Annotated in this window: 16 protein-coding genes; 6 read left to right on the plus strand and 10 right to left on the minus strand. The window is 66.3% G+C overall.

Going from position 1 to position 17188, the window contains the following annotated elements; translation table 11 throughout:
- Positions 1 to 396 precede the first annotated feature (396 nt).
- Positions 397 to 1686, minus strand: a complete 1290-nt coding sequence (tyrS, locus tag ACFQZZ_RS12260) for a tyrosine--tRNA ligase (protein ID WP_378678471.1) — start codon at positions 1684 to 1686, stop codon at positions 397 to 399.
- Between tyrS and ACFQZZ_RS12265 the strand changes: the two genes are divergently transcribed.
- The gene (locus tag ACFQZZ_RS12265; protein ID WP_378678474.1) at positions 1670 to 2104 is read left to right on the plus strand and encodes a hypothetical protein; all 435 of its coding nucleotides are present in this window, start codon (positions 1670 to 1672) and stop codon (positions 2102 to 2104) included. The two genes, tyrS and ACFQZZ_RS12265, sit on opposite strands and share 17 nt — an antisense overlap.
- A 48-nt stretch (positions 2105 to 2152) precedes the next feature.
- Here ACFQZZ_RS12265 and ACFQZZ_RS12270 read toward each other — a convergent pair whose 3' ends face one another.
- The 5 genes from ACFQZZ_RS12270 to ACFQZZ_RS12290 form a co-directional block, all read right to left on the minus strand.
- A complete protein-coding gene (locus tag ACFQZZ_RS12270) occupies positions 2153 to 2773 on the minus strand; it encodes a DNA-3-methyladenine glycosylase (protein ID WP_378678477.1) in 621 nt (206 codons plus the stop codon).
- A gap of 69 nt (positions 2774 to 2842) precedes the next feature.
- Positions 2843 to 3991 carry a low temperature requirement protein A gene (locus ACFQZZ_RS12275; protein ID WP_378678480.1) on the minus strand — a complete coding sequence of 383 codons (1149 nt, stop codon included), beginning with the start codon at positions 3989 to 3991 and terminating at the stop codon, positions 2843 to 2845.
- A gap of 83 nt (positions 3992 to 4074) precedes the next feature.
- A complete protein-coding gene (locus ACFQZZ_RS12280) occupies positions 4075 to 4965 on the minus strand; it encodes an RNA polymerase sigma-70 factor (RefSeq protein WP_378678483.1) in 891 nt (296 codons plus the stop codon).
- Between the two features lie 108 nt (positions 4966 to 5073).
- Entirely contained in the window at positions 5074 to 6249 is a 1176-nt protein-coding gene (locus tag ACFQZZ_RS12285; RefSeq protein WP_378678486.1) for an NAD(P)/FAD-dependent oxidoreductase, read from the minus strand.
- A gap of 194 nt (positions 6250 to 6443) precedes the next feature.
- Positions 6444 to 7139, minus strand: coding sequence for an NAD(P)-dependent oxidoreductase (locus tag ACFQZZ_RS12290; protein WP_378678489.1), 696 nt, complete (start codon positions 7137 to 7139; stop codon positions 6444 to 6446).
- 72 nt (positions 7140 to 7211) lie between these two features.
- Here ACFQZZ_RS12290 and ACFQZZ_RS12295 point away from each other — a divergent pair, with 72 nt between their 5' ends.
- The 5 genes from ACFQZZ_RS12295 (at position 7212) to ACFQZZ_RS12315 (ending at position 11714) form a co-directional block, all read left to right on the plus strand.
- The gene (locus ACFQZZ_RS12295) at positions 7212 to 7700 is read left to right on the plus strand and encodes a MarR family winged helix-turn-helix transcriptional regulator (protein WP_378678492.1); all 489 of its coding nucleotides are present in this window, start codon (positions 7212 to 7214) and stop codon (positions 7698 to 7700) included.
- A 191-nt stretch (positions 7701 to 7891) separates the two neighbouring features.
- The gene (locus ACFQZZ_RS12300) at positions 7892 to 9415 is read left to right on the plus strand and encodes a multicopper oxidase family protein (RefSeq protein ID WP_378678495.1); all 1524 of its coding nucleotides are present in this window, start codon (positions 7892 to 7894) and stop codon (positions 9413 to 9415) included.
- A gap of 144 nt (positions 9416 to 9559) precedes the next feature.
- The gene (locus ACFQZZ_RS12305) at positions 9560 to 10291 is read left to right on the plus strand and encodes an ABC transporter ATP-binding protein (protein WP_378678498.1); all 732 of its coding nucleotides are present in this window, start codon (positions 9560 to 9562) and stop codon (positions 10289 to 10291) included.
- Positions 10288 to 11088, plus strand: a complete 801-nt coding sequence (locus ACFQZZ_RS12310; protein ID WP_378678501.1) for an ABC transporter permease — start codon at positions 10288 to 10290, stop codon at positions 11086 to 11088. The genes ACFQZZ_RS12305 and ACFQZZ_RS12310 overlap by 4 nt, the downstream gene beginning before the upstream one ends.
- Entirely contained in the window at positions 11088 to 11714 is a 627-nt protein-coding gene (locus ACFQZZ_RS12315; protein ID WP_378680463.1) for a TetR family transcriptional regulator, read from the plus strand. The genes ACFQZZ_RS12310 and ACFQZZ_RS12315 overlap by 1 nt, the downstream gene beginning before the upstream one ends.
- A gap of 59 nt (positions 11715 to 11773) precedes the next feature.
- Here ACFQZZ_RS12315 and ACFQZZ_RS12320 read toward each other — a convergent pair whose 3' ends face one another.
- The 4 genes from ACFQZZ_RS12320 to ACFQZZ_RS12335 form a co-directional block, all read right to left on the minus strand.
- Positions 11774 to 12007, minus strand: a complete 234-nt coding sequence (locus ACFQZZ_RS12320) for a Trm112 family protein (protein ID WP_378678504.1) — start codon at positions 12005 to 12007, stop codon at positions 11774 to 11776.
- A 21-nt stretch (positions 12008 to 12028) separates the two neighbouring features.
- Positions 12029 to 12523: a GtrA family protein gene (locus tag ACFQZZ_RS12325; protein WP_378678507.1), complete on the minus strand. Its 495-nt coding sequence runs from the start codon at positions 12521 to 12523 to the stop codon at positions 12029 to 12031.
- Complete coding sequence (locus tag ACFQZZ_RS12330) at positions 12520 to 14763, minus strand: hypothetical protein (protein WP_378678510.1); 2244 nt, start codon at positions 14761 to 14763, stop codon at positions 12520 to 12522. The genes ACFQZZ_RS12325 and ACFQZZ_RS12330 overlap by 4 nt, the downstream gene beginning before the upstream one ends.
- Before the next feature lie 117 nt (positions 14764 to 14880).
- Positions 14881 to 17085, minus strand: a complete 2205-nt coding sequence (locus ACFQZZ_RS12335) for a hypothetical protein (RefSeq protein WP_378680466.1) — start codon at positions 17083 to 17085, stop codon at positions 14881 to 14883.
- Between the last annotated feature and the right edge of the window lie 103 nt (positions 17086 to 17188).

Below are 17188 nucleotides of genomic sequence, written 5' to 3' on the forward strand. Positions count from 1 at the left end.
AAATAATTGGCACTGACATTCATCGACACACTATTGAGTTCTCAAAGAACACACGCACACAGTTGATCCCCAGATTCTCTCGGGGGCTTCTCTGAGGCAACTTTTCCAGCCTAGCCAATCATCCGGTCAGAGTCAAGTCCGCTCGTTCGATCGGTGGTACTGGTGGCCAGGCGCTCCTCGTACGACCTCGTTTCCCAGGCTCTCCGCTCAGCGTTTCCGCTGGGCTTCTCGGCTCCGGGTCGGTGTCCGTGTCGCTCTGACTTGGACAAAGTTACGCGGCGGGAAACGCTACGTCAAATCGCCAAGACACGGAGGGGTTTTCCCAGGTCAGAGCCACTGCACCGACCCGGGAAACCCGCTTGAATTACACGGATGTGACTCAAGCCACCAAGATCTTTAAGCGCCGGCCCGCAGGACACCGGCGAAGTTGCGCTTACCCCTGCGCAGCACCAACCACCGTCCGTGCAGGTAATCGCTGTCGGAGGGGGTCCAGTCCAGATCCGAAACGCGCTCGTTGTTCACCGAAGCACCGCCTTCGTTCACCGCGCGGCGGGCCGCGCCACGGCTATCACTCAGTCCGGAAGCCACAAGGAGATCGACAATCGTGCTCGGCTCCCCCGCCACAACCTCGGCAACCGTGCCATCGACGGCGGCTTCCCGCAGAGCGGAGGCCAGCGTCGGCTCGTCCAGCTCACGCAGGTCCGCTCGACCGAACAGAGCCTGGCTCGCCAGCTGCACCGCGCGGGTGTTCGCTTCCCCGTGCACCAGGGTCGTCATCTCCTCGGCGAGCTTGCGCTGCGCCTCCCTGGCATGCGGGCGCTCCGTCGTCGCCGTCTCCAGTTCGGCAAGCTCCTCCTTGGACAGGAAGGTGAACCAGCGCAGGTAGCGGACGACATCGGCGTCGGCCGTATTCACGAAGTACTGGTACCAGGCGTAGGGGCTGGTCATCTCCGGGTCGAGCCACAGGCTGCCGCCGCCGGTCGACTTACCGAACTTCTTGCCGTCGGCCGAGGTCACCAGCGGCACGGTCAGCGCGTGCACCGATTCGCCGTCGACCCTGCGGTTCAACTCCACGCCCGCGATGATGTTGCCCCACTGGTCCGAGCCGCCCACCTGCAGCGTGCAGCCGTAGGTGCGGCGCAGCTGTAAGTAGTCGTTGGCCTGCAACAGCATGTAGCTGAACTCGGTGTAGGAGATACCTTCGCCGTCGAGGCGCCGCTTGATGGTGTCGCGGGCCAGCATGACGTTCACCGAGAAGTGCTTGCCGATGTCGCGCAGGAAGTCGACGGTCGACAGGTTGCCGGTCCAATCCATGTTGTTCGCAATGACCGCGCCGGTCGGTGCGTCGTTCAGGTCGACGAAACGCTCCAGCTGCGAGCGGATCCGCTCGGCCCAGTCCGCGACGGTGTCGGACGAGTTCATGGTGCGTTCGCCGACATCCCGAGGATCGCCGATGAGGCCGGTGGCGCCGCCCGCCAACACGATGGGCCGGTGGCCCGCCCGCTGGAAACGGCGCAGCGCGAGCAGCGGCACCAGGTGTCCGGCGTGCAGGCTGGGGCCGGTGGGATCGAAGCCGGCATAGAGGGTCAGGCGATCGGCGGCCAGCGCCGAACGCAGGGCATCCAGGTCGGTGGACTGCGCGATCAGTCCGCGCCAGGTCAGTTCGTCGATGATGTCGCCGCTCACGCTGTCCCATCTTTCCGCACCGATTTCCTGCGCTGATGCGCAGGTGTCGCGGCCGATTGTCGTCGACGAGCGCGCCCGCGATCGAGGGGTTTTTCGCCGATCATCGGTTGCTTGTCGAATTGTTCAGCGCGACACCAATGCCAACAGCGCGACGATGCTGTCTCGTGGCTCCCAGGCGATCCAGACGAAGATGCCGGCCAACACCAGCGAGAAGATCGCCAGGCCCGGTGCGCCCTGCAGGAAAGCCTGGATGCAGGGCACCATGGTGATCGACAACCCCGGCGCCGCTCAGGTGCGGCACCAGCAGCCCTGCGCCGCCCGAGACCTCGACCAGACCGACGATGTAGCGCAACCAGTCGCCGGCGCCGATCTCATGGAAGATCCGCACGACGTCTTCCTGGCCGACGAACTCGGGTAGCGCGGAAACTCATCGCATCTCGCCGATAATCGGCACTACTACCTGGCACTATTCGGTCCGAACCGCCGATTGCGGTGCCCGCGGGCTGCGCCGGTAGACCGATACCGCGGGCGAGGCGAGCCAGAACCGCCACGGCACGTCGGCCGCGGTACTGACCCCGACACGGGGCCCGCTGACGACTTCGTCGGGGCCGGCCGAACCGTTGAGTTCCAGACGGATCGGCGCGGACGGATCGAATAGACGAGTTCCGTAGTCGCTCAGAGCGATCCCCAGCGTGCTGCCGAGATTCCCTGGCCCCTTTGCCAAATCGGCGTCGGTACGAGCCGCCGGGCGGCGCGCACGTGCCGTCTCCAACCCGGCGACGACCTCACCCGACCGGATGAGGACCGCGCTCGCCGTTCCGTCCGGCCCGCTGGTCACGTTCACGCACATGTGCATGCCGTAGCTGAGGTATACGTACAGCACTCCGGCCGGCCCGAACATCACCGCATTGCGCTTGGTCCGGCCGCGCCCGGAATGCGACGCCGGATCCGGCCACGGTCCCGCTGGATCGCCGCCATAGGCCTCCACCTCTACGATCCGCACGCCCACCGGCCCTGACCAAAGCGTCGCACCCAGCAGTCGGCGGGCGGCGGCGGGCGGTTCGATCGCGAGTTCATCGGCATACACAGCGCTATTCTCCTCGACATCCGACACTGCCGATCGGCCTACCGCGGCCGGGCGGCAATGCGTTCGTATTCAGAGGTACGCGCTATGTTGCCCGGTGCGCAACGTCACCAGATCGTCGACGATCACCGCGAGATAAGCCACCGCGACGAGCGCTGCCAGCTGCGCCCACGCCACCCACACCACGCCGATCGGAATGGTTGCCGCGACAGCGACCGCCGCGATGAATCGGGACCACGGGCGCGGCAGGCGCAAAGCGAGCCTGAAGAAGAACTGGCCGAGGAAGTACAGCGCGACACCGCCGGACAGCGCCGCGGCGGTGGCAACGGACGCAGCCTCGTTGCCGTGCGCGATGCTCATCTTGATGCCCGCCGCGGCCACGATGATGCCGACCAGCAGCGGGTACAGCGCGTAGCCATAAGCGAGAACGCCAGGTCGCGAACGTGCCCGATCCGGCACCGACGCCAGCGCGTGTTCACCGCGCTCGTCGTCCATCCCGAAGTAGGCCCACCACAACACGTATGCCAGCGCCAATCCCAGCGCGACGTTGGCGACCAACGGCACCGTGAGCTTCTCCCCCGCCAGCCCGGCGCCGATGGAGACCACGGACTCACCGATCGCGACAATGATGACCAGGCCGTGCCGTTCGCAGAAGTGGCTGGCCCTGACAACGAAGTCGCCGGTGTCGACCAGATAGGGACTGAGTACCTGGACCGCGAAAGCGATTGCCCAGCAGAGGTATTGAGGCCAGCCGTGGGCGAAGCCACCGGCCAGCACCAATCCGGCGGCCAGCGCGTTCAGCGGTGCGATCCGCTTGATCGCCACTGTCGCCGACGCGCCGCCATTGGCGTAGAACATCGCCGTGTGCACCGTGTTGACCAGGATGTACCCGATCCCGAACGCGATTCCGGTGCCGTGGAAGGCATCCGGAATGGCCAGCGCCAGCACGAAGAATCCGAACATCCCGAGCAGTAGGAAGGTCCGCCGAGTGGAACTGTTCGGCGCGACTTCATTGGTCAGCCAAACGTATCCGCTGTACATCCACCAGATCACACCGAACAGCAATGCCACCTGCCCCAGCGCCTCCCAGCCCGGATGGTGGGTGAAGACGTGGGTCAACTGGGTCATGGTGAAGACGAAGACGAGGTCGAAGAAGAGCTCTAGCGTGGATGCCCTGACCTGTCCTCCTTCCGCATTCGCGGTGTCGATCTCGCTGGTCACGGCAAGAGCGTAGAACGGCTGGCAGATTTCCGCGCTGCAGGCCGGACCTGTCCGACGGCGTGGCACCGGCTCAAGCGATCCCCTCAGCCGAGGAGCTTGTCGCCCGCTTGGAGCGCGTGCATCTTCTCCGGGTTGACCTGGAAGCGCAGGTTCTGGATACGGCCATCGATCAGGTCGTAGGTGAAGGCGGCGATCGGGACGCCGCCGAGAATCGCCAGCGCACCCAATTCGCCGTTGATGTATGCGGGTTCGAGCCGGAAACCCGCGACGATCGGCTTGGCAAGTACGCCCAGGACCCAGCGGGCCACATGGTCGGGGCCATAGAGCGGACGCCGGGCCGCGGTGACGACACCGCCGCCATCCGACCAGGACGTCACGTCCGGGGCCAGCAGATCCATCAGCGCGTTGAGATCCCCGCCCGAGCAGGCGGCCATGAATTGCTCGGTGATGTGCGCCCGCTCGGCCTTATCGGTGTCGAAGCGCGGGCGGCGGGACTGCACGTGGGCGCGGGCCCGGTGCGCAATCTGCCGGACGGTGGTCTCGGGCTTGTCGAGGGTGTCGGCGATTTCGGCATGCGAGTAGCCGAAGACCTCGCGCAGTAGGAAGACCGCTCGTTCGACCGGGCTCAGTGTTTCCAGCACCACCAGCATCGCGGTGGAGACGGTGTCGGCCAATTCGGTCTCCTCCGCGATATTCGGCGAGGTCAGCAGGGGCTCGGGCAGCCAAGGGCCGACGTAGTTTTCGCGGGTGGCCTTGGCAGAGGTGAGCCGGTTCAACGACAGGTTGGTGACCGTGCGGACCAGATAGGACTTGGGATGCTGGACCGTCGACTGATCGGTTTCATTCCATTTCAACCAGGTGTCCTGAAGGACGTCCTCAGCATCGGTGACGGTGCCAAGCATCCGATAGGCGGTGGAGAACAGCAGCCGCCGATGTTCGATGAAGGGGTCCTGTGCGGGCAAAGCGTCAACCATCTGCTCTTCCGCCTCTCCGCATATTCAGGCCGTGCTGGTCAGGTGTCACGTTGTCGGATCGAACCTACCGCCGCCGACGGTTGCGCGGCGGGCGGCCGATTCGTCGTTTCATGCGGTCGCCCGGGTGGCCTTGCCACCCTTGGACAGTTGGACCGACATCGTCACCTTCTTGCTGAGCTTGAAGCTCGGCACCGGGCTGCTGCTGACGGTCTCCTTGTACCGCACCGCGGCACGGCCGCTCAGGTAGTACCGGCCAGGGGTGTCGTCGGCCTTGGTGAACTGGATGACCGCGTCGTTGCGACCCAGGCTGACCGGCTGGTGGAAGTAGCCGAACCGGAACGGCTTCACCGTCTTGCCGCGCAGTTGCCTTGCGATGGTGTCGGCGGTGTAGGCGGCCGTCGGCATGCCGGACTGGCAGGTGCCGTGGATCTGCCCCCAGGCCTGGCGCACCGCGGCGGCGTCACCGATGGCGTGGATGTTGGGGTGCGAGACCGACCGCAGGGTCGGGTCGACCACGATCAGCCCGCGAGCGTCGGTCTCGATGCCGGCCTGCGCGGCCAACGGGGAGACGCGGACTCCGGTGGTCCACAGGGTCATATCGGCCGCAACCAGTTCGCCATCGGCGAGTTCGACGGCGTCCGGCAGCACCTTGGTGACGGCCTGTCCGATCTCGCGGACGACGCCGAGCCGGTCCAGCGCCTTGTTCAGGTAGAGCCGGGCCTTGTCTCCCATCATCGCGCCCGGCTCGGTGCTGCTGATCAGAGTGACCTGCAAGCCCGGGTAGCTCTCGGCGATTTCGGCCGCGGCCTCGATGCCGGTCAGGCCGCCGCCGCAGACCGCGACATTGCCGCCATCGGCGTCGACCACCGCGAGATGCTCCGAAAAACGGTGCGCGGTGCGCGGTGCGTTCAGGGTCCACGCGTGATCGGCGGCGCCGGGCACGATGCTGGTGTCGGTGCTGCTGCCGAGGGCGTAGATCAGTTCGTCGTAGTGCAGCGTCACGGTGCCGTCGACGTAGACCCGCTGCGCCGCCGTGTCGATGGAAGTGGCCGAGCCCTGGATGAATTCAACGCCAGTGCCTGCCAGCAGTTCCGGGATCCGATGGTCGGCCAGTTCCTGGCCTGCCGCGATCTGGTGCATGCGCAGCCGCTCGGTGAACCGGGCGGACGGGTTGACCAGGGTGATCCTGACGTCGAGTTTGCGAGTCCGCCGGGCCAGCCGCACCGCGGCCAGCATGCCGGTGTAACCGGCTCCGAGGATGACGATCCGCCGCTGTGTGTGCATGGCATTGCTCCAATGGTCTGGTCACCGGTGCAGGGTTCGTTGGTTGGTGACGACCATGGGACAAACAACGGCCGCAGAACGTGACACCCGACTAGTGTGATCCACGCCACACTTCGAGTTGCGGTTCGGAAAACTGCCGCTACCAGCCAGAATGCGGCGGATCGCACCGCGGGCGGCCGATTCGCACGCCCACGTCAACTCTTGCCGAGCGCCTCGTGCCGGATCAACTGCAACAGGCTCGGGTTGTCGACCGTCGTGACGACCCCGACGGTCTTGCGCACGAACCGGTCGTCGTCGACCAGCCGGAGTAGGCTCGCCGCCAAGTCGACCCGAGCGGTGTAGCGGCGGTCGGCATGCCCCTCCACCATCGTGTAGTCCGTGACGGCAGGCAGTTCGTACAGCCCGCCGGGCCGCACGATCGTCCAGTCGAGATCGCTTGCCCGCAGCAGTGTTTCCATTCGCCGCATGTCGTCGTACAGCGTCTTGCCCATGACGCGCACGATGTAGGGCTGTAGCACCCGATTGAAGACGAAACCGGCATCCGAATAAGGCTTGGGATCGACCGCGCTGGACGAGACGACTCCGATGCGACGTACGCCGTGGCGATGCATGGCGGCGACGATGTTGCCGACCCCGTCGGAGTAGGTGGTTATCGACTCCTTGCCGTAAGGCACGCCGAGGGTGGACAGCACGGCGTCGGCTCCGGAGACAGCCGTATCGACCGAATCCGGTTGGTGGACGTCGCCACCGAAGACGGTGAGCCGGTCGTGTTCGATCGGGAATTCCCCGGGCCGCCGCGTGACGGCGACGACGTCATGGCCCGCGACAAGAGCCTGACCGGTCAGTAGGCGGCCGGTGGGACCGTTGGCTCCGAAAACGATGATGCGCATAGCGAGTTCCTTCTTTCATCCGAATGCCATATAATATGACAACCATATCAACTATTTTGAAAGTCATACAATATGACAGACGTAACAAAGGCGGATGCGCGGCGGCACCGACAGTCGGCGAACGTGGTCAAAGAGTCGTTGCGCGACCTGAACACCCAACTGTCGCTACTGAATCGGCAGTTCGGAGCCAAGGTCGAGCTCAAGGACGCCGACTGGAACTGCCTCGACCTCATCAACCGTCACGGCCCCCTGAGCCCGGGCGCCCTGGCCAAACTGGCAGGCCTGCACCCGGCAACCATGACCGGAGTGCTCGATCGATTGCAGCGCGGCGGCTGGATCACCCGCGAACGCGACTCCGATGCGACCGATCGCCGCGCCGTCACCGTGCGCGCGACCCGCGACCGCAACCCGGAGATCTACCGGGTGCTCTCCGGTATGAACACCCGCATGGACGACCTCTGCGAGCAGTACACCGACGCCCAGCTCGACGTGATCGCGGACTTCCTGCGCCGCACCGCCGAGGCCGGGCGCGCCGCTACCGCCGAACTCGCCGACGACTGACGCCGACACCGAATCCGGTTGCTGCTCACCGGTTTCCGTAGCAAGAACTCAGGTGGGTCGGGCGGTAGATCGCGGCGGCGATTCGAGTGGACACCCGGTGACAGCGCCGATCCGAAATCAGGGGCGGACCAGGGGCGAAATGGGGACGCTCCCTGATGCGTCCGCGGGGTGTCGATTCCTACCGTCAGTGCATGTCTTCGGTTTCCCGGCCGCACTGGTTGCGGCGGTTGCTCCTCGGCCTCGCGGCCCTCGTGACGGTATTACTGCTTTCGATCGGCGGCTGCGTCAGCCGGGTGTATGTCGGCGCGACCGTATCCACCGTCGGCAGTACGGAATTCCGCAATGAGCTCGCCATTCCGCCGCTGGCCGAGTCAGTCGTCCGACCGGACGGCACGCGAGTCTTCCAGCTCGCTATGCGTCCGGGGCGAAAGGAATTCCGACCGGGACAGACCACCGAGACATGGGGATTCAATGGCGACTACCTCGGGCCGACACTGCGGGCCCGGCGCGGCGAGCAGGTGGCAGTCGAAGTCCGAAACACACTTTCGGAGCCGTCGACGGTGCACTGGCACGGTATGCATCTGCCAGCGGCAATGGACGGCGGTCCGCATCAGATGGTGGCGGCAGGCGCGACCTGGACACCGCGGTGGACCGTGGACCAGCCCGCCGCAACGCTCTGGTATCACCCTCACCCACACGGCGCGACCGAAGAACATGTGCGCCGCGGGCTCGCAGGCATGTTCCTGCTCGATGATGACGTGTCCGAAGCACTGCCGCTGCCGAAGAACTACGGCGTCGACGACCTTCCCGTGATCGTCCAGGACGTGAAATTCCGTGGGGCCGAGTTCGATTCGTCGCACCGCATCTTCCGTGACGTCGGCTTCCTCGGTGATCAGACGATGGTGAACGGCACCATGACGCCGTACCGCACCGTCGGCGACGAGTTGGTGCGGTTGCGACTGCTCAACGCCTCGACCGCGCGGGTGTACACCTTCGGCTTCGCCGACAACCGCCGGTTTTCCCTCGTCGCCACCGACGGCGGCCTGATGGAACACCCGGTCGCACTGGACAGTCTGCGATTGTCGCCGGGTGAACGCGCCGAGATCGTGGTCCGGGTGCGGCCGGGCGAGCGCACGGTGCTGCGCAGCAACAAGCTCGATGCGGGACTCGGCTTCTGGACGCAGCGCTTCGCGGGCGGCGACGACGCCTTCGACATCCTCGAGTTGCGCGCCGCTTCGACGCTGCGGCCATCTCCCGAACTACCTGCGGCACTGGCACATCCATCGACGCCCGACGGTTCCGATTCGGTCCTGGAGCGCCGCTTCGAGCTGAATCTGAGTGGGATCAACGGACAGCCGATGGCGATGGATCGCATCGATCTGACGGTGACCAAGGGCACCGCCGAGACCTGGGTCGTGCACAACAACGACGGGATGCCGCACAACTTCCACGTGCACGACGTGCAATTCCGGGTGCTGGAGATCAACGGCGCGCCGCCGCCCGATACGTCGACCGGGCCGAAGGACACCATCTTCCTGGCGCCAGACGCCACCGCGAAGCTCGCCATGCGGTTCGACGGACCCGCCGATCCGAACTCGCCGTACATGTATCACTGCCATCTGCTGTGGCACGAGGACCAGGGCATGATGGGCCAGTTTGTCGTGGTCGAGCCGGGACAATCCGCGGGAAAGCCGCCGTCACATCACGGGCACTGACCAGGGCACACGCTCGACACGCGGCAGAAACATGGCGACATGCGGGGCTCTGCGATCGACTGGCCGCTGACCCTTGCTCAGACGTCCCCGGCGCGCTAAATTCATCACACAGTGAATTCAACACCCGATGAATTGAGGCGTCTCATGACGGACCTGCACTCATCCCCCGCCATCGATGTCCGGAACCTGACGGTGCGGCGCGGTGGACGCGAAGTTCTCCACGATGTGTCGCTGACAATTCCGCGCGGTTCGATCACCGGGCTGCTCGGACCGTCCGGCTGCGGCAAAACCACACTGATGCGCAGCATCGTGGGCACCCAGATCGTGGAATCGGGAGAAATCTCCGCGCTCGGGCTGCCCGCGGGCGTCAAAGAACTGCGCCACCGCATCGGCTACGTCACCCAGGCACCGAGCATCTACTCGGACATCAGCGTCCGCGATAACGTCGCGTACTACGCCGCGCTCTACGGCCGCGACCGCGACGCCACCGATACGGCCATCACCTCGGTCGGGCTGCTCGAACACGCGCATCAGCGCGGCGACGAGCTCTCCGGCGGTCAGCAAACACGCGCCTCACTGGCCTGCGCGCTGGTCGCGCAGCCGGACATGCTGGTCCTGGACGAACCGACCGTCGGCCTGGATCCGGTACTACGCGTGGATCTTTGGAAGCAGTTCCACGAACTGGCCGCCTCGGGAACGACCCTGCTCGTTTCCAGTCATGTAATGGACGAAGCCGAACACTGCGACCAGCTGTTGCTCATGCGCGAAGGCAAACTGCTCGCGCAACTCAGCCCGGACGAACTGCGCGCCCAGACCGGCGAACAGAACCTCGAACAAGCCTTCCTCTCCTTGATCACGATGGGACAGACAGCATGAATATCGCCATCGATCCGGGCACCGCATCGCGCCGAACGCCCACCCTGCGTCCGTATCTCGCGACGACCTCCCGCATCCTGCGCCAACTGCGCAACGACCACCGCACCGTCGCCATGATTCTCGTAGTACCCGCCCTGCTGATGACATTGCTGTACTTCATCTACAAGGACACCCCGAAGAATCCGCTCAACCCCGTACCGCTGTTCGACCGTGTCGGCATCAGCATGCTCGGCATCCTGCCGTTCATCGTGATGTTCCTGATCACCGCCATCGCCATGCAGCGCGAGCGCACTTCCGGCACATTGGAGCGGCTGCTCACCACTCCGCTATCGAAGATCGATCTGCTGGCCGGATACGGGTCGGCGTTCTCGCTGGCCGCGGCCGGGCAGGCGGCGGTGGCCTGCCTGGTTTCCTTCGGCCTCCTCGGCCTCGACTCGGCGGGCAACCCCGGCTGGGTAGTGCTGATCGCGATGGTCGGCGCGGTGTGCGGGGTCGCGCTCGGCCTCTTGGCAAGCGCCTTCGCGCGCACCGAATTCCAGGCGGTGCAGTTCATGCCGGTGGTGGTCGCGCCGCAGATCTTCCTGTGCGGCTTGCTCGTTCCGCGTGCGGAACTGCCCGGCTGGCTGGAGGCGATCAGCAATGTGATGCCGCTGAGCTATGCGGTCGATGCGCTGCAACAGGTTTCGACCCACCCCGAGGCGACCGGTGCGATGTGGCGCGACCTGGCGGTGGTCGCCGGGTTCGCCGTCGTGGCCCTGTGCCTCGGCGCGGCCACCCTCCGGCGGCGTACCCCGTGATGCCACGCGATAGCAATGGCGATCGCGCCACCCGTACCGGACGCAGACCCGGACAGTCCGGCGCCCGGGAGACGATTCTGGCCGCCGCCCGAACCCGTTTTGCCGAGGCCGGTTTCGACAAGACCTCGATCCGCGCCGTCGCCGCCGACGCCGGTGTCGATCCGGCGCTGGTTCATCACTACTTCGGGACCAAACAGCAGCTGTTCGCGGCGGTGGTCGATCTGCCGATCGATCCGGAGGCCACGCTGCGGAAGATCGACGCGGCACCGCTGGATCGGCTCGGCGAAACCATCCTCGGCTCGGTGGTCGCCATCTGGGACTCCCCCGCGGGTCCCGGCGTGGTCGCGGCGGTGCGCAGCATTCTTGCGGGCGGCGATATGGCCCTGGCCAGAACGTTTGTGCTGGATGTCGTGCTCGAACGGGTACGGTTGCGCATCGCGACGCCCGACGACGACGGGCGGGCCCGCGTCTCGTTGGTCGCCACCCAGATGATCGGGGTCCTGGTCGCGCGAAAGATCATCGAGGTGGAGCCGCTGGCGTCCATGCCACTCCCCGACCTGCTCGCGGCCGTCGGCCCCACCCTCCAGCGCTACCTGACCGGCGAAATCGACCTCGCCACACCATGATTCTGTGATCAGCAATTCAGTGGCACCCTGGCACGGCGTGCCACTGGATCAGCGCATCCTCAGGCGTCGGCGTGCTGGCTGGCGAACGCGGCGTGCTCGGCGTCGCCGACATCGCGGGCCTCGTCGATGAGCAGCACCGGAATGCCGTTCTCGATCGGGTAGGCGCGGCGCAGGCGCGGGTTGTAAAGCGCGGTGGCGCCCTTGTCATCGCGGACCAACAGCAGCGGACCCTTGTCCTGCGGGCAGGCGAGCAGGCTCAACAGCGTGGCGTCCAAGGCGGTTTCCTCCGGCATGGTCGATAACTTACCCGGCTCCTAAAACCGCTCCGCACCCGAACCGGTGGACGACGGCGCCACCGGTTCCCGCCGGAACGATATATAGCGGTGGCCGAAGAAGCTGGCAATGGCGACGAGCCCCATCACGACGACCGCCGAGGGCTTGTCCGGAAAACCCAGCACCGAGACGGCCAACTCCAGCAGCACGATATTCAGCAGCAGCCCACCGGAATTCACCGCGACAAAGCGCAGGAAATCGCGCAGCACGTGGCCGCGAACCCGGAACACCAGCGTGCGATGCAGGACGAACGCGATCACAATGCTGATGCCGTAGGCGGCCACCACCGCGACCGACGGCGGCACATTCGGACCGAGCACCGTAAGCCAGGCCACCGTCAGTGCCATACCCAATGCGGTGTTGAAGCCGCCGACCACGGCGAAGGCGAGCTCCTGCCTGCGCACCAGGCGCAGCAGTGGTCCGGGATCCTCGATTCCCGTCGCCCCCGCGTGGGCCCCGATCTCTCCCGCACTCACCGGATCGCGCCTGCCAGGTCGGGTTCCGGTGCCGGGCTGTCCGCGGTCGGCGTGCCGCCGCCGGGTTCGTCGTCACGACGTCGGCCGCGCAGGTACACCCACTGCAACGCGCCCGCACCGAGCAACCCGAACAGCACCGCAGCGGCGCCGAGTTTCCAACCCGGCGGACGCCAGGTCAGCTCGAGATCGGCGTTCTTGGTGCCCGCCGGAATATCAACGGCGACGAAGGTTTTCGCGACTACCGTGACCGGGATCTCGCGACCGTTCAGCGTCGCGTGGTACCCGGGCCAGCTCAGCCGCGCGAAGACGACCTGCCCGCCCCGCTCCGAACTCACCCGCACCCGGCTGGTCACATCCGACTCCGAGACCGAGGTCGCGGTGCCGCCCGAGACGGCGGCGATGCGCCCGTTCAGGGTGGAGGCCAGCCCGCCCTCACGTTCGAGCACCGCGATGTACTTCTCGTGGCCGGGGTAGTCGACCCACTTCCAGCCGGGTGGTGCGGGCTGGTTGCGCGCGTCCGGGTACAGCGCCTTCTGCAGTACTACCCGGTCGACCTTCATCAGGTCCGTGATGGTCTTGCCGGTGGACGGCTCCGTGGCGAAGGCCCGGCGGTAGGCGTCGGGGCAGACGCTGGTATCCCAACGCATGCAGAGCATTTCGCCGAACCAGAAGTGGCCGTTGGGCGTGTAGCCGCTGACATAGGTCAGCTCCAGGTCCTTGGCGTAGTTGCCGAAAACCAGCGACCCGTAGGCGCCGCGCAGAGTCCGCTCGCCCGGCTGGATCAGTCCGCGGTCCGCGAGTTGCAGTGTGGTGCCCGCGAAATCCGGGAAGGCGGCCTTCATGTCGGAGCGTTTTTCCGGCAGGTTCCAACTCATCGGCGTCGGCTGTGCCGCGTGCACCTGCAGGAATGCGATCGGGAACACCGAGACGATGATCAGCGCACAGGCCGCGGCCGTGCCGCGGTGTAGGCCGAGCCACACCACCGCAGCCCCCAGCGCCGCGATGCCCAGCGCCGCGACCACATGCCACACCATTTCGGACGGCGCCGCCGAGTACGACCGCAACCACAGCAGCCCGATCAAGACCGCCGCCGCGGTCCCGCGCCTGCGCCAGTCGGCGAAGGTGGCGTAGCGCCCGAGCAGCACGCACACCAGCACCAGCAGACCGAGGGCAAGCATCGGCAGCACCCGGGCGGGCCAGCGCAGCGGGCCGATGGTGCCAGGGCCTGCGGTCCACATCAGCGCCATGATCGCGACGAGCGCGATGGCGGTGAACTCGCGCCAGTTCTCACGCGCCTTGCGCCAGTCGATGAAGGCCAGTGCCGGAATCAGGAACCAGGCGATGTAGACCACCGGCATCGGCTGCACATAACCCCACCAGGAGCTGTACGCGGGCAGCGTGCTCGGCAGGCTGGCGTTGAGCGACTCCGACCACGGCACGGTCAGGAACTGGTCGTTGTTGATCTGTGCGGTGCCGCGCCAGGTCGCCTTCGCCGAGAGCATGCTCGGCAGGTAGGTCGCCATCCCGGCCAGCGCCGCACCGCCCGCCACCGCGAGCAGCCGCAGCGACGGCAGCCACTTGCGTTGATAGACAACCTCGCCGACGGCCACCGCGCCGATCATCAGACCGGCCTCGACGGCCGGGAAGATGTACTGCACCGAGATCGCCAGGTACAGGAAAACGAAAGTCGGGATCGGCCCGCTGCCTCCGCGCGCGTAGCGCACACCGGACGCCCAGGCATGCACCAGCCACGCGGTACCGGTGAACGCGGTGTACCAGCTGGCCTCGTCGAAGAACAGCAGCCACCCGGTGAAGGGAATCGAGATGCCCGCGACCGCGGCCCACGGCAGCTCGGCGCCGTACTCCACGCAGATCCGGTACACGCCGAGCCCGAGAACGATCGCGAAGATCAGTTTGATCACCGTGGTGTAGAGCGCGACGTTGTCCACCGAGGGCGCGATCAGATCGATGAGCAGCTGCGGCGGGTTCAGCAGACCCGCCTCTTCGATGGTGTAGTTGCCCGCCATCCAGTGCTCGGGGACCATCGCGGGGAACCGGCCGTCACGCAGCTGGCGGCCGAGCATCACCCACAGCGGGGCGTACTGCGACTCGCTGTCGTCAGTATAGAAGTGCCGGACGTTGGCCAAAAGGACCGCAACGTATCCCGCGATAACACCGAGTGCGGTAACGAGACCCCACTTGTACACGTCCCGCCGGGCGGGGGCGCTACTTTCCACCACGAGTTCCAGACCCTACAGCCCGCAGCGACGAGTATCGGCACGCCCACCGCAAGACGGCCCCGTCCCGCACCGATGCCGGCCTGCCCCTCGGCCCGGCCACCGGATACGGGTCAGCGTTCACGAAACAACATCCGCCAGTTCGCGTTCGGGCTCGCCCGCGGCCCGGTCTTCGGTCGACGCCGCGGCGTCCCGGCGCCGCGACCGCACATACAGCCACTGCAGCACGCCGATGCCGAGCACCCCGGCCGCCATGGTCGCGATGCCGATCTTCCAACCCGGCGGACGCCAGGTCAGCACCAGTTCGGCAGATCGGGTGCCCGCCGGAATATCCACAGCGACGAAGCTTTTGGCGACCACCTCGATCGGGATCTGCTCGCCGTTCAGGGTGGCTCGGTAACCCGGCCAGCCCAGCCGCGCGAACACCACGCGGCCGCCGTCGGACGAGGACACGTGCACCCGGCTGGTGGTGCCGGTCTCGGAGATCGAGGTCGCTGTCGCGTTCTTCGCGTCCGCGACCCGACCGTTCACCGTCGAGATCGGGCCGTCCACCCGCTCCAGCACCGAAATGTAGCGCTCGTGGCGGGGGTACTCCACCCACTGCCAGCCCTGCGGCGCGGGCTGGTTGCGGGCATCAGGGAACAGAGCGCGCTGCAAGACGACGCGGTCCAGCTTCATCAGATCGACAAGCGGTCGCCCGGTGCTCGCTTCCGGGGCGAACATCCGGCGGTAGGCATCCGGACAGACGCTGCTGTCCCAGCGCATGCACAGCAGCTCGCCGAAGTAGAAGTGGCCCGTCGGCGTATAGCCGTTGACGTAGGACAGGTCGAGCGACTTGGCGTAGTTACCGAATACCAGGGAGCCGTAGGCGCCTTCGAGACTCTTGTCCTGCGGCTGCAGCAACCCGCGCTCGGCGAGCTGGATGGTGTTGCCGGGGAAATCAGGGAACGCGGCCTCGGCCTCGGAACGGTTGGTCGGCAGATTCCACGTCATCGGGGTCGGCTGGGCAGCTCTGACCTGAAAGTAGGCGATCGGGAACATCGCGGCAATGGTCAGCGCGCACGCCGCGGCCACCCCCTTGGTGCGATCCAGCCACACCACCCCGGCGCCGAGCGCGACGATCGCGACGGCCGCAACCACATGCCAGATCACGGCGTGCGGATCGGCGGAGAAGGACCGCACCCACAGCAGCCCGATCAGCACTCCCGCGGCGATCCCGCGATTCTTCAGGTCACGGACCGTGCCGTAGCGCCCGAGCAGTACACACGCCAGCACCAGCAGTCCGATGGCGAGCATCGGCAGTACCCGCACCGGCCAGCGCAGCGGACCGATCGAACCCGGTCCGGCGGCCCACATCAGCATCAGCACCGAGAACACCGCCACCGCGCTGAGCTCCCGCCAGCTTTCCTTGGCCCGCTGCCAGTCGATGAACGCCAGCGCCGGAATCAGGAACCAGGCGATATAGGTGACCGGCATCGGCTGCACATACCCCCACCAGGAGGTGAAGGCGGGCATCGAACTCGGCAGGCTGGCGTTCAGCGATTCCGACCACGGCACTGTCAGGAATTGGTCGTTGATGATCTGCGAGGTGCCACGCCAGGTCACCTTCGCCGACAGCATGCTCGGCAGGAAGGTCAGCAAGCCCGCGAGTCCGGCACAGGCTCCGGCGACGGTCAGCCGCGCCACCGGCTGCCATTTGCGTTGGTGGACAAGCTCACCCACCGCCACGGCGAACAGCATGATCGCCGCCTCCACCGCGGGAAAGATGTACTGCGTGGAGATGGTCAGGTACAGGAAGACGAAGACCGGGATCGGCCCACCCGTGCCCCGTGTGTAGCGCACCGACGCCGCCCAGGCATGCACCAGCCACGCGGTGCCGGTGAGCGCGGTCATCCAGCTGGCTTCGTCGAAGAAGAGGAAGAAACCCGACAGCGGGAACGCGACGCCCGCCACCGCCGACCACGCGGGCCGACCGCCGTAGGCCAGGCAGATCCGGTACACCCCGAGCGCGGCGATGACGGCGAAGATCAGTTTGACGACCGTCGCGTACAACGCCATGTTGTCGACCGACGGCGCGATCAGGTCGATCAGCAGCTGCGGCGGATTGAACAGCCCCGCATCATCCATCGTGTTGTTGCCCGACATCCACCGCTCGGGCACCAGCACCGGGAAAGTGCCGTCGCGCAGCGACCGCCCGAGGCCGATCCACAGTCCGGTGTACTGCGATTCGGTGTCGTCGGTGTAGAAGTGGCGGGCGTTGGCCAGCAGGACCGCGAGATACCCCGCGACCGCTCCGATCGCGGTGATGGCTCCCCATCGGTACACGTCTCGCCGCGAATCGAGTACCGCACTTTCCGTCACGAGTTCCAGACCCTACCGTGCGGTGTCGCGCTTGGCATCGGTCGCCGAGGTGATGATGATGGTGTGA

Origin of the sequence: Nocardia sp. GCM10030253 (assembly GCF_042675075.1) — a bacterium.
GTDB lineage: Bacteria > Actinomycetota > Actinomycetes > Mycobacteriales > Mycobacteriaceae > Nocardia.

What these genes read in the sequence shown, in the direction of transcription:
- ACFQZZ_RS12265 (WP_378678474.1), top strand. Translation starts at nt 1,670, where the DNA reads ATGATGTCGCCGCTCACGCTGTCCCATCTTTCCGCACCGATTTCCTGC.
- ACFQZZ_RS12280 (WP_378678483.1), bottom strand. Translation starts at nt 4,965, where the DNA reads ATGGTTGACGCTTTGCCCGCACAGGACCCCTTCATCGAACATCGGCGG.
- ACFQZZ_RS12285 (WP_378678486.1), bottom strand. Translation starts at nt 6,249, where the DNA reads ATGCACACACAGCGGCGGATCGTCATCCTCGGAGCCGGTTACACCGGC.
- ACFQZZ_RS12290 (WP_378678489.1), bottom strand. Translation starts at nt 7,139, where the DNA reads ATGCGCATCATCGTTTTCGGAGCCAACGGTCCCACCGGCCGCCTACTG.
- ACFQZZ_RS12295 (WP_378678492.1), top strand. Translation starts at nt 7,212, where the DNA reads ATGACAGACGTAACAAAGGCGGATGCGCGGCGGCACCGACAGTCGGCG.
- ACFQZZ_RS12300 (WP_378678495.1), top strand. Translation starts at nt 7,892, where the DNA reads ATGTCTTCGGTTTCCCGGCCGCACTGGTTGCGGCGGTTGCTCCTCGGC.
- ACFQZZ_RS12305 (WP_378678498.1), top strand. Translation starts at nt 9,560, where the DNA reads ATGACGGACCTGCACTCATCCCCCGCCATCGATGTCCGGAACCTGACG.
- ACFQZZ_RS12310 (WP_378678501.1), top strand. Translation starts at nt 10,288, where the DNA reads ATGAATATCGCCATCGATCCGGGCACCGCATCGCGCCGAACGCCCACC.
- ACFQZZ_RS12315 (WP_378680463.1), top strand. Translation starts at nt 11,088, where the DNA reads ATGCCACGCGATAGCAATGGCGATCGCGCCACCCGTACCGGACGCAGA.
- ACFQZZ_RS12320 (WP_378678504.1), bottom strand. Translation starts at nt 12,007, where the DNA reads ATGCCGGAGGAAACCGCCTTGGACGCCACGCTGTTGAGCCTGCTCGCC.